Annotated in this window: 13 protein-coding genes; 2 read left to right on the top strand and 11 right to left on the bottom strand. The window is 42.6% G+C overall.

The window, feature by feature from the left end; translation table 11 throughout:
• Nucleotides 1-276: 276 nt before the first annotated feature.
• Both CHH91_RS05810 and rpmG read right to left on the bottom strand, forming a co-directional pair.
• Entirely contained in the window at nucleotides 277-834 is a 558-nt protein-coding gene (locus tag CHH91_RS05810) for a 5-formyltetrahydrofolate cyclo-ligase (protein WP_095222527.1), read from the bottom strand.
• A 65-nt stretch (nucleotides 835-899) separates the two neighbouring features.
• Nucleotides 900-1,049 carry a 50S ribosomal protein L33 gene (rpmG, locus tag CHH91_RS05805; protein ID WP_038561326.1) on the bottom strand — a complete coding sequence of 50 codons (150 nt, stop codon included), beginning with the start codon at nucleotides 1,047-1,049 and terminating at the stop codon, nucleotides 900-902.
• Between the two features lie 205 nt (nucleotides 1,050-1,254).
• Here rpmG and CHH91_RS05800 point away from each other — a divergent pair, with 205 nt between their 5' ends.
• Both CHH91_RS05800 and CHH91_RS05795 read left to right on the top strand, forming a co-directional pair.
• A complete protein-coding gene (locus CHH91_RS05800; protein ID WP_095222526.1) occupies nucleotides 1,255-1,605 on the top strand; it encodes a hypothetical protein in 351 nt (116 codons plus the stop codon).
• Nucleotides 1,602-2,063: an endolytic transglycosylase MltG gene (locus CHH91_RS05795; protein ID WP_095222525.1), complete on the top strand. Its 462-nt coding sequence runs from the start codon at nucleotides 1,602-1,604 to the stop codon at nucleotides 2,061-2,063. The genes CHH91_RS05800 and CHH91_RS05795 overlap by 4 nt, the downstream gene beginning before the upstream one ends.
• A 26-nt stretch (nucleotides 2,064-2,089) precedes the next feature.
• Here CHH91_RS05795 and phoU read toward each other — a convergent pair whose 3' ends face one another.
• The 9 genes from phoU to CHH91_RS05750 form a co-directional block, all read right to left on the bottom strand.
• Nucleotides 2,090-2,749: a phosphate signaling complex protein PhoU gene (gene phoU / locus CHH91_RS05790; protein WP_095222524.1), complete on the bottom strand. Its 660-nt coding sequence runs from the start codon at nucleotides 2,747-2,749 to the stop codon at nucleotides 2,090-2,092.
• Nucleotides 2,750-2,770: 21 nt separating this feature from the next.
• Nucleotides 2,771-3,544, bottom strand: coding sequence for a phosphate ABC transporter ATP-binding protein PstB (pstB, locus tag CHH91_RS05785; RefSeq protein ID WP_095222523.1), 774 nt, complete (start codon nucleotides 3,542-3,544; stop codon nucleotides 2,771-2,773).
• A gap of 14 nt (nucleotides 3,545-3,558) precedes the next feature.
• Complete coding sequence (gene pstB / locus CHH91_RS05780; protein WP_286160713.1) at nucleotides 3,559-4,344, bottom strand: phosphate ABC transporter ATP-binding protein PstB; 786 nt, start codon at nucleotides 4,342-4,344, stop codon at nucleotides 3,559-3,561.
• 68 nt (nucleotides 4,345-4,412) lie between these two features.
• A complete protein-coding gene (gene pstA, locus CHH91_RS05775) occupies nucleotides 4,413-5,300 on the bottom strand; it encodes a phosphate ABC transporter permease PstA (protein WP_095222521.1) in 888 nt (295 codons plus the stop codon).
• A complete protein-coding gene (pstC, locus tag CHH91_RS05770) occupies nucleotides 5,300-6,229 on the bottom strand; it encodes a phosphate ABC transporter permease subunit PstC (protein ID WP_095222520.1) in 930 nt (309 codons plus the stop codon). Before pstC ends, pstA begins: the two co-directional genes overlap by 1 nt.
• Before the next feature lie 132 nt (nucleotides 6,230-6,361).
• Entirely contained in the window at nucleotides 6,362-7,288 is a 927-nt protein-coding gene (locus tag CHH91_RS05765) for a phosphate ABC transporter substrate-binding protein (protein WP_095222519.1), read from the bottom strand.
• Nucleotides 7,289-7,463: 175 nt separating this feature from the next.
• A complete protein-coding gene (locus CHH91_RS05760) occupies nucleotides 7,464-9,530 on the bottom strand; it encodes a peptidoglycan D,D-transpeptidase FtsI family protein (RefSeq protein WP_095222518.1) in 2,067 nt (688 codons plus the stop codon).
• A 69-nt stretch (nucleotides 9,531-9,599) separates the two neighbouring features.
• Nucleotides 9,600-10,862: an MFS transporter gene (locus tag CHH91_RS05755; RefSeq protein ID WP_095222517.1), complete on the bottom strand. Its 1,263-nt coding sequence runs from the start codon at nucleotides 10,860-10,862 to the stop codon at nucleotides 9,600-9,602.
• Between the two features lie 103 nt (nucleotides 10,863-10,965).
• Nucleotides 10,966-11,577 carry a superoxide dismutase gene (locus CHH91_RS05750; RefSeq protein ID WP_095222516.1) on the bottom strand — a complete coding sequence of 204 codons (612 nt, stop codon included), beginning with the start codon at nucleotides 11,575-11,577 and terminating at the stop codon, nucleotides 10,966-10,968.
• Nucleotides 11,578-11,747 lie beyond the last annotated feature (170 nt).

The raw sequence follows: 11,747 nt of genomic DNA, 5'->3' as shown, positions 1-11,747 counted from the left end.
AAAAGTCATGGAAAAACGCCCAGTTTACACTGAGCGTTTAAATAAAATCGGGAGCATACGGGAACGTAGGGGCTCAAATCCCATTGAAAGCCGTATAAGACCTTTGCGAAGAACCGTTACGGCTAAAAGTGCATTCAGCACCCGATACCGCTCTCGTATCAAAAATACGACACTTGCTGCCAACGTTAACGTTGTGATGAGGGATTTCCACATCTGCACTCTTCCTTTCCTCTGGGATAAGCCTAGTTTAACCCTAAGCCGAATACTCCTATTCGGTTATAACAGAAAACCATCATCTGTCAAAAGATGGTCCACCGGAAGATCTAATGGTCCAACTGGCAGTGACTGCTTAATCTGCCGGCTGCTTGCAAGAGACAACGACTTATGTTGATAATCGGTTAGATAACGATCATAATATCCGCCGCCATAACCAATCCGATAACCTGATGTATCGAAAAGAAGGCCGGGCACTATCAGAAGATCCAGTTCATCCTTCGAAGCTGGTTCGCAACGTTCGGCGATCGGTTCTTTGATGCCAAACGCTCCGTCCGTTAATTGATTGTAGCTTTCGATGTGGTAAAACTGCATACCTCGGTTTTCAATAGTAAGTGGGACACATATTCTCTTCTTCTCGAGCCATGCTTGCTGGGTAAGCTTCGTTGTATCCCACTCATGCGGCAGGGCCATTGTCAGGCCGATGCTTTTTGCATCTTTCCAGATGGAAGAAGCAAAGAGGAGGTCTGCAAGCCGATGCTCAACATGCAGCTTATCTGTAAGCGGCATTTCTTTCAGCAAACGAAGTCCTTCCTGTCGAAGTTTTTCTTTTTCTCCCATCTTGCCTGCCTCCTTATTATGTAAAAAAACTCCCGCCAAATGAAGGGGGAGTCTTTTAGTCGAGCTTATTTTGTTTCGCGGTGCAGCGTATACTTTTTCAAGCGTGGGCTATATTTTCTAAGCTCCATGCGTTCTGGATGTTTACGCTTATTTTTTGTTGTAATGTAGTTACGATCTCCTGTTTCTGTGCAGGCGAGAGTAATGTTTACACGCATGTATAATCCCTCCCAACAATCTTAAATAAGTGTATGAAAACTTAACGATCTTCAGACCATCTAATAATAGCAGAATTATGTAAGGTAAGCAACCGTTAACGATAACTATTTCAGAAGAAAAGTGAAAATTGTCGAAAACTATATATCCTGCATCTGCTTGATATGGTATAACTAGGTTAGCAATAAGTAGGAGGTTTATACTAACATGTTAATTGCTGCTATCGCTTTTGTTGCAGCCGGTATCATATTATGGATTTTCTCTTTTTTCATGCAAGATAAATTCAAACAACTGGATCAACAAATTGAACAATTGACCCTTTCGACTATGCAAGAAACATATACGTTGAATAAGAAAGTCAAGATTCTGGAAGAAGAGCTACTGCCGACTGTACAGCATGAGCCCAAACAAAATAAGACGTCACAAAAACCCGCTATCTTTCAGCAAATTTTGAACCTTCAGCAGCAAGGATATTCCATCAAGGAAATTGCCACGCAGACAAGTCTGGCTGAGGAAGATGTATACCGCATCGCTAAACAGGCAGGAGTTCAGCTATGAAGCAAGTGATCCGAGGGTTCGCAACTGCTCTTCTCTTAGCAGGCATTTGTATGCTTGCGTTTCATTTTACTGAAAATCCTAAAACGGAAGAAACTGCAACAGCTTCAGCTGCAGTCGAAACTGTAAAGCCAAGTATAGATAACATGAAAAAAGAGCTTGAAGAAAACGACTACCATGTGCTGACTAAAAAAGATTATGATCAGCTTAAGGATGCACAAGAGAAAAAACCGGAACAGCCAGAAAAAGAAGAGCAAAAAACATTTACTCTTAAGCTGGAAACTGGCATGACTAGCGCAGACGTAGCATCTGCACTTCAAAAAGCCAGTATTATCGAGGATGCATCCGCATTCCGTACGTATTTGGACATTACAGAAGCAAGTGAATCACTGCAAGTCGGCAACTATCAATTAAGTTCCGATATGGGATACGATGACATTGCTAAATTGTTGACAAAATAAGAAGCAGCGGCATATGCCGCTGCTTCTTATTTATTTAAATCAACTGCAGTACCTTTAACAAGATAAAGGATACTTTCTCCGATATTCGTTATATGGTCTCCTACACGCTCAACAAAGCGCCCAACAAAGACAAGCTGCATCGTCTGTTGATGTTTCCCAGACTGCGCCTTACGCTCATCCAGCATGTCACGGAATAGTTCACCGTACATACTGTCTACCACATTATCCAAATCAGCCAACTTTTTCGCTTTCGTGATATCTTCTTCTTCAAAGGCTTGTACAGCACTATGAATCATTTTACTGACAACTTCCTGCATATCACGGATTGCCGGTGGAATGTCATACGGACTTAATACATTCAATCGGTTTACGCTTTTCGCGATATTCTTTGCATGGTCACCCATCCGCTCCAAGTCGGAAGATACGCGAAGGAAAGCAACCAAACGTCGCAAATCTGTCGCAACAGGCTGCTGCATCGCAATTAATTGGATCGTAGCTTCATTTATTTCCTGATCGCGTTCATTCAATAAATCATCATTTTCAATTACTTTATAAGCAAGATCACTGTCTCGCTCATATAATGCGTCAATAGCTTGCTTTAAAGCTGTGTCTACTTCATATGCAAAAGAAATAATTGATTTCTGGATTGATTCCAAATCTGCTGAAAATTGCTCTCTCGCTACCATACGTTCTCCTCCAATACGTAATTAACCGAAACGACCGCTAATATAATCTTCAGTTCGCTTATCTTCCGGGTTAGAGAATATCTTACCCGTTTCTGCGGACTCCACCACACGACCATGCAGGAAGAAGGCTGTTTTATCTGAAATACGGGAAGCCTGCTGCATATTGTGTGTCACGATGACGATACAATATTTTTTCTTAAGCTCAGTCATAAGCTCCTCGATTTTCAAAGTGGAAATCGGATCCAATGCAGATGTTGGTTCATCCATCAAGACGACATCCGGTTTCGTTGCAAGCGCACGCGCAATACACAAACGCTGCTGCTGACCACCGGAAAGACCCATTGCAGAAGACTTCAGGCGATCCTTTACTTCATCCCAAAGCGCAACATCCTTCAAAGTTGTTTCTACGATTTCATCCAATTCACTTTTCTTCTTAACACCGTGAATTTTTGGTCCATACACTATATTATCGTAAATTGACTGCGGGAAAGGGTTACCTTTTTGGAAAATCATCCCTACTTTACGACGTAAATCCACCAAGTCAACTCTGGAATCAAGGATGTTTTTGTTCTTGTAATTGATTTCACCAGTCATACGGACACCTGGCTCCATATTGATCATCAGATTAAGTGTCTTGATGAAAGTGGATTTACCACAACCGGATGGACCGATAATAGCATAAATCTCATTATTCAACGCTTCCAGGCTAACATCCTTCAATGCATGGAAGTCGTCATACCATAGGTTCAAGTCATTCACTTGGAAAATTGTCTCTTTCTCTGCTGCCACTTGCATAGCTGTCGTTCCTCCTATCCGAATCTACCGGAAATATATTCTTCTGTTTTCGTTTCAGAAGGATTAGTGAAGATTTTTTTCGTATCATCGTATTCTACGACATCCCCATTTAAGAAGAAGGCGGTCTTATCAGATACACGAGATGCCTGTGACATGTTATGTGTAACGATGACAATACTATAATCTTCTTTCAGCTGAAGGATAAGTTCTTCAATCTTGGAATTGGATACTGGATCAAGCGCAGATGCAGGTTCATCCAATAGGAGAATCTGCGGTTCCATGGCCAATGTACGTGCGATACACAGACGCTGCTGCTGACCACCGGATAAAGACAAAGCTGATTGATGCAGACGGTCTTTCACTTCATCCCATAAAGCAGCCTTGCGCAAACTTTCCTCAACAATTTCGTCTAGGACCTTCTTATTTTTCTGACCATTGTATTTCAATGCATGTGTAATGTTGTTGTAGATGGATTTAGGGAATGGGTTCGGTTTTTGGAACACCATGCCGATTTCAGAACGCAATGCAACAACATTGATATCATCACGAAGAATATTGATTCCGTCATAAATGATCTCACCTTCTGCTCGGCTGGAAGGGATCAAGTCATTCATCCGATTGATGGAGCGGATGAACGTAGATTTCCCACAGCCGGAAGGGCCGATCAGTGCTGTTACTGCGTTCTTTTCAATACCCATATTTGCCCGTTTCACCGCTTCATTATTACCGTAGAAAATGCTGAGATCCTTTACATCAAGTACAACTTCTTTCTTGGAAGCTCTAATAGTGGATGCAGCCATATCATCTTCTGTTTTCGTTTCTGTTGGTTTATCTGCTGTATAGTTCATGTCACGAACTCCTCTCTTCATCATTTACCTGCTGTTAGCTTCTTATGGATGACACTGCCCAACCATCTAGCGAGGAGATTGAACACAAGTACAGCAATGACTAGAACCGCTGATGCACCATTAGCTACTTCACGTACATCTGGAATAAGTCCTTGTGTATTAACAGACCAGATATGAACGGCAAGTGTTTCAGCTGGTCGGAAAATGTTCAGCGGAGAATTCTCTGCGAATGGATTCCAGTTTCCATAATCAAGTGTTGGTGTTGAAAGGCCTGCTGTATAAAGCAATGCTGCTGCTTCTCCAAATACACGGCCGGAAGCTAGAATTGCACCTGTAAGAATACCTGGGAAAGCATATGGAAGTATAACTGTCTTAATTGTATGCCATCTTGTAATACCTAAAGCTAAGCTCGCTTCTTTCTGTTCTTTCGGTACGCTCCGGATTGCATCCTCTGTTACTCGCACCATTACTGGAATATTAAAGATAGTAAGTGCCAAAGCACCACCGATGATTGTGTAGCCCCAGCCAGTGATGTTAACAAAGATCAAAAGACCAAACAAACCTACGACGATAGAAGGCAAAGAAGCCAGCATCTCGATACACGTACGGATAAAATTCGTGATTTTGCCCGGTTTTGCGTACTCTGCCATGTAAATCCCGCCACATACCCCTAGTGGTACTGTGATGACCATTGTGATAAACAGGATATACAAGGAGTTGAATAATTGGTCACGGATACCGCCGCCAGCTTGATAGGAGCTGGAAGGAGACGTCAAGAAATCCCATGTCACCTGTGGCAATCCATTAGATAAGATGAAATAGAATAGGTAAAGCAGCAATGCAACCATGATTGCTGCGATCGTGTAAAATACACCTGTTGCGATACGATCTGTGATTCTGCTGTTCATTAGATTTTCCTCCTACCGGACAAGTAACGGACAATAAAGATAAATACGAACGAAATGATCAGCAAGATGAGACCCATAGACCAAAGTGTATTATTCTCAATGCTGCCATATGTCGTATGTCCGATATTCAATGTAACAATTGTTGTCAATGTTCCAGCTGTGTCAAAAATGCTGCCCGGAATATCTCGTGTATTACCGATAACCATTTGTACAGCCAATGCTTCGCCGAATGCACGTGCCATTCCCAATACGATGGCTGTAAGCAGTGATGGTAATGCTGCCGGAATCAATACTTTACGAATTGTCTGCCAGCGTGTCGCGCCTAGCGCAAGTGAACCTTGCCGTAAGCTGTTCGGCAATGAGCGCATGGCATCTGTTGCTATAGTAGTAACCGTAGGGAGAATCATAACTGTAAGGACGATGACACCTGCAAACAAACTAAACCCGATACCTGGAAAATGATCTCTCAATAATGGCACTAGGACAACTAGTCCGATGAAACCATATACTACAGAAGGTATACCTACTAATAATTCAATAACCGGCTGCAGTACTTTTTTACCAAATTTCGGTGCGATTTCAGACATGAATATCGCTGCCCCGATGCCTAGTGGTGCTGCAATTAGAGCTGATAGGAACGTAACAGCTAATGAGCCGAAAATAAATGGAAATATACCGAATGATGCATTCTCGCCACCTGTTGGGTTCCAGTTCGCACTAGTTAAATATGCGATTGGATTAATATTATTGACAGTAAATGACTGAAGTCCTTTTTGCGCAAGGAAAACAGTAACTGCAATGGTAGCAGCAATCATAATTACTGCACATATAGTAACGAGGGAACGTCCGCGTACTTCGTCCCACCGTCTGTTTTTCTTAGTTAGTATCAGCCGTTCTTCAGCTGATGGAGATACTGATGCTTTTGCCAACTTCTACAACTCCTCATGAAAACAGCGGAAAGGAACACCCTAAAAAAGGCCTCCCGCTGTCTGTGATAGCTAATTTATAACCACAGTAAGGTAAATGCAGTATGTCACTGCATCTACCTTATGTTTTAGATATTATTTTTCAGTAATGTTTCCTTCTGCGTCGCGTTCAACCTTCATGTCAGTCATTGGAACGTAGCCTTGTTCAGGTACGATTGTAGTTTGAACTTCGTCGCTTAGCATATAATCCAGGAATTCTTTCGCTAGGCCTTCAGGCTCTCCGTTTGTATAAGAGTGCTGATAAGCCCAGATTGGGAAGTCACCAGATCCGATTGTTTCGTTTGTAGCTTCAACACCATCGATTTTAGCTTTTACGATAGTATCGTCATCGAAGTAAGATAGTGCCAAGTAGCCAATTGCTCCATCTGTATCAGCAACGATTTGCTTAACAGTGTTGGAAGAATCCTCTGTAATACCTTCTGCCGGCGTTTCGCCATCAAGTGCGTATTTTACGAAAGTATCACGTGTACCAGAAGAATCAGGACGGTTAACAAGTGTGATTTCTTGATCTTCTCCGCCTACTTCAGACCAGTTCGTAACCTTACCAGTGAAGATATCGATTAGCTGCTGTTTTGTAAGATCATCCACACCTGCTTTAGGGTTGATAGCTGCAGTCATACCAACTACTGCTACTTGATGATCAACAAGAGTTCCAGCGTCAATGCCTTCTTTCTCTTCAGCGAATACATCAGAGTTACCGATGTCGATAGAACCTTCCTGAACTTGGCTTAGTCCAGCACCTGAACCACCTGCTTGAACTTGAATGTCTGCATCAGCGTTATCAGCTTTGTACTGTTCAGCTGCTGCTGCTACTAGAGGCTGCATCGCACTGGAACCTGCTACAACGATGGAAGTTTCAGAAGCTTCTCCGCCGCCGCTATTGCTGTTCCCGCTTGTGTTTCCTTCTGTTTCTTCGCCGCCAGCGTTACCGCCACATGCTGCAAGTACACCGATAACTAGTGCGAACATTGCAAGCAATACAGATAGTTTCATCTTCTTCATGTTTAATTTTCCCCCTACGTGATTCGATTAGTTCATTTGCCTTACAAGTACAATATTAACTTGTCTCTATTAAGGAAAAATAAACGGAATGTAAAGGTTGTGTAAATTTAAGTATTAATTTGCTGAAAAAAAAAGAACCACCCCGTTTATTGGAGTGGTTCTTTGGGTATAACTATTATTCGTTTTTGTCTTCATCGTCCGGAGCTGTATGCTCGTAATAGTATTCAAGAGCGCGGTTAACGATGTTGTACGTGATAGGATACTGCGTTCCGCCGCTTATGATACCTAAGTTCGGCACCATGACAGCGAATGCGATATCCGGATTTTCGTCATCGGCATAGCCAATCAAAGTCCAGTTCTCCAGGTCAGTACCATTTATACTAGTCTGAGCAGTCCCTGTCTTGCCTGCAATGTTATATGTCTTTGCTTTCGCACTCAGATGGCTGTAAGCAGTACCTTTTTGTGTCTGGAACACCATTTCGAAACCTTGTTTAACACGATTTATCTGGTCGTCCGTAGCTGTAATCTTATTCAATACTTCCGGAGACTTCGTTTCCGCAAGCGGACCAAGTTTATCCTTCTCATTCGAAGGTTCATGGATCTCACTTACAAAATGCGGTTTTATACGATATCCACCATTTGCGATGGTAGAAACATATTGAGCCAGCTGCATAGTTGTGTATGTGTCAAACTGCCCAATCGAGAAGTCAAGCAGGTTACCAGCCTGTCCTGTGGTGCCAACGTAACCAGTTGATTCCGATGGCAAATCAACACCTGTTTCCACACCCAAACCTACTTGGTTATAATAGTTCCGTAATTTCCGGAATGCATCATGGTCAAAGGATACACTATTTCCATATTTGTAGTTGTATTCTCCACCTAATCGTAAAGCTACATTAAACATGTATACGTTGGAAGACATTTGCAATGCCTGCAAATCTGTTATAGTCCCCATATTCTTATAAGAAGATTTTTCAGGTGTTCCTTTAATCTTCATTGGCGTATCGTAGAATGTTTGTCCCATCTTCACTACGCCCTCTTGATACCCAGCAAGCAATGTCGCTCCCTTAACGGTGGAGCCGACCGCATTAGCGCTGAAGACAGTATTCATATCAGCAGATTCATACTTATTATCTTCCCGGTCATAATGCTGACCGCTTGCGGCGTAAATTTCACCAGTATTCGGATTAAGCATTACCGCCATTGCATCTTCTAAGTAGCGGTTTGCACCCGGATGTTTGTTGATGGCACTCTTCAGTTCATCACGCACGATTTTGTCCAGTTCTTTCTGGAAGTCCATATTGATGGACAATTGAAGATCCTGACCGCGCTGTCCTTCGGAGATTACCTCCTGGGACACGATGTTGTTGCTGTTATCCGTTACGTACCGGACGCGTTTTTTGTCACCTTTCAGAAGGCTTTCATATTCCTTCTCAAGTCCGCTCGTACCAATCCGGTCATTAAGCTGGTAGTTGCGTGACTTGTAATAATCCTCTTCTCCTTCTGGGATACCGGTCTTGATCCCGCCAAGGATACCACTGAGGGAACCATCATACGGATAATAACGCTCCCAATCGGTCGCAACATTGATGCCGGACAATTCGCCCATGTTTTCCGCAATCGTCGCATATTCCTCTTCGGTGACATTTTTATTTTTGATTACATGCGGCACAAGTTCTGTAGCACTGTCGATTTCACGTTTGATAGCGATGATTTGTTTGGCATGATCATCACTCTCAAGTTCCTTATAGTCATCCTCCGTTATCCGGTCTAAAGTAAGATCGTAAACTTCTGAGTCATCCAGGGTCTCTTTTTCTGAAGCAGTGATCCTATTGTTTGCTTCGTCTGAGTTCAAAACGTACCAATACTCTTTGTACTCACGCTCGGTGATCTTGTCGATTGCCTTGTCATCCATCTTGATGATATCGGCAAGCTTTGTGGCAATCTCCAAACGTTTTTCAGAAGAATCTCCGTTTTTTGGCGGAGTATATGTGATCGAATAGACTGGCTCATTCCCGACAATCACATTTCCTTCGCTATCATAAATCATTCCGCGCGGAACAGAAATTTCAGCGATATCATTTGTCGTCTCTTCCAATACTGCCTGGTGCTCTTCCCCATTGATTATCTGCACAACTCCGAGCTGCAGAACCAAGGCTGAGAACAGCAGGAAAACAATCGCAAACAAAACATTGAGACGGAAAGGAAGCAGCGCACGCTTCTTCTTCCTTTTTTTAGACATAATGTTCCCCCATTCTTACATACTGGTCCCATTATATCATCATCCTCGGTCCGCTTCTACTATAGACTGTCAGCGATTGTCGTCTCCTGCAATTTCATTTTTCGGAAGCTTCTTAACCGAAGCAGCTGGTGCGAAGCTCTTGATATGCCTCGTGAAAAAGTAGATGAAAAATGGGCCTGTTCCAAGAATGAACATCAGGTAAGGAATGGAAGCTTCTGCCCAGATCCCTACCCCGATAAGCAAAAGCACAACAGATACAATCCTGCCTATGTTTGTTGCTGCATCGCTAAGGACTATATATTCCACCCGCAGTTTTGCAGCATCCCTCGCCTTACCGATCACATCATACGAAAGGGACAAATAAGGCACATAGAGAATCGGATAGAAAACACCGATGATAGCAGCATAAATCAGCAAGGTAGTAAAATTAAGCTCAACCAGTAGAAGCACGACACTTAGTGAAAGCGCAACACCACTAAGGAAGATAGCCGTCTTTCTTTGCCTGCTTTTAATATAACGGGTTGCTATATAATAGAAGATAAACGAAAATGCGGAATAGACAAGATTAAACGTACCAAGCGAAAGCTCACTATTTGTAACGATAAAAACCCAGACAGAGATGATGAATGTATAGATACCTTCTCTCACACCTTGGAACACATGCGCAAGCACTGTATTGCGCCAAGCAGCATCATGTTTGACTTCCTTCCATGCTTGCATCAGCCCGAATTTACCTTCTGCTCCTCTTCTTTTGATACCTGCTGTACATATGACGGCCAAAAGGAACAAAAAGAACGATACAGCGAAAATCAGTGTGTAACCATGAGAATTATTCATTCTGGTAATGATATAACCGGCAACAAACGGTCCGATCATACCTGTTAAAGATTGCAATAGTCCTGATACACCATTGAAAAAGTCTCTTGTTTCTGGTTCTGTTACTTCGAAAGTAAGCACAGAATAAGCCAGCCAGTACATCCCATAGCCTATTCCAAGCACCGCACCAAGAAGCAAGTTATAAGAAGCTGCTTTTTCCCCCGTAAATAAAACAAGAAGGAAAAACACACTAAGGAAAAATACCCCTATGCGGAGTATGATGACTCGATCGATTCGCTTTGCCCAGCTTCCAGATAATGTAAAGAGAATTGTTTGAGCAACATAAATTGCTAAATTGTACACCGCGATATTGATCAGATCATTGGTCTGTTTCCATAAGTAAATATTGACGAACGTATTCGACAGAAAGATACCGAGAGAGTAAAGGGCCCCGATAATTAGCAGCACATGCAGCTCTTTTCTGGCAGAATCCGCGGTAAATAAGTTCGGCTTCATAATGCCATCTCCTTTTACTGCTACTTAGTATCTGCCATCCGAAAAGAGATATGCACAAAAAAAAGACACCAGCTAAAAGCTGGTATCTTTTTGAATAACCGTCTTATTTTGCTTCTCTGTAAAGACGCTCTACTTCATCCCAGTTTACAACGTTCCAGAAAGCACTGATGTAATCAGGACGTTTGTTTTGATATTTCAAGTAGTATGCATGCTCCCATACATCAAGGCCAAGAATTGGTGTCTTGCCTTCCATTACAGGATTGTCTTGGTTTGGCGTAGATACGATATCCACTTCACCGTTTTCTACAATTAGCCAAGCCCAGCCAGAACCGAAACGGCCTGCTGCTGCAGCTGCGAATTCTTCTTTGAATTTATCCAGTGTACCGTATTTGTTTGCAATGGCACTTGCTACTTCGCCAGTTGGCTCACCGCCGCCATTTGGAGAAAGAAGCTTCCAGAATAGGCTGTGGTTGTAATGGCCGCCACCATTGTTGCGTACAGCTGTCTGTACGTCAGAAGGAAGTTCGTTAACACCTGCAACAAGCTCTTCCAAGGATTTGCTTTCCAAGTCAGCTTTTCCTGCGATTGCGTCGTTTAGCTTCGTCACATATGTGTTGTGATGTTTTGTGTGGTGGATGTTCATTGTTTCCTTATCGATATGAGGCTCAAGTGCGTCGTATGCGTAAGGCAATTCTGGTAGTTCAAATTTAGCCATGATTATTCCTCCTTAAATGATATGTAATTCAAAGGTGGTTACCTTTTCGTAAAGCGTACCAAAGCTTGTCTGAAACGGCAAGCATTTTGCTTCAAGAGCCTTGTATATTCTTCCCAGCTTCTTCTTTTTTAACGCACAAAAAAACAGCCGTTCATCTGAACAGCTGTTTA

Origin of the sequence: Virgibacillus sp. 7505 (assembly GCF_002272135.1) — a bacterium.
In the GTDB taxonomy this organism is placed as follows: Bacteria; Bacillota; Bacilli; order Bacillales; family Amphibacillaceae; genus Terribacillus.
The sequence above is the reverse complement of the archived record's forward strand: the minus strand, read 5'-3'. Positions and strand labels throughout refer to the sequence as shown.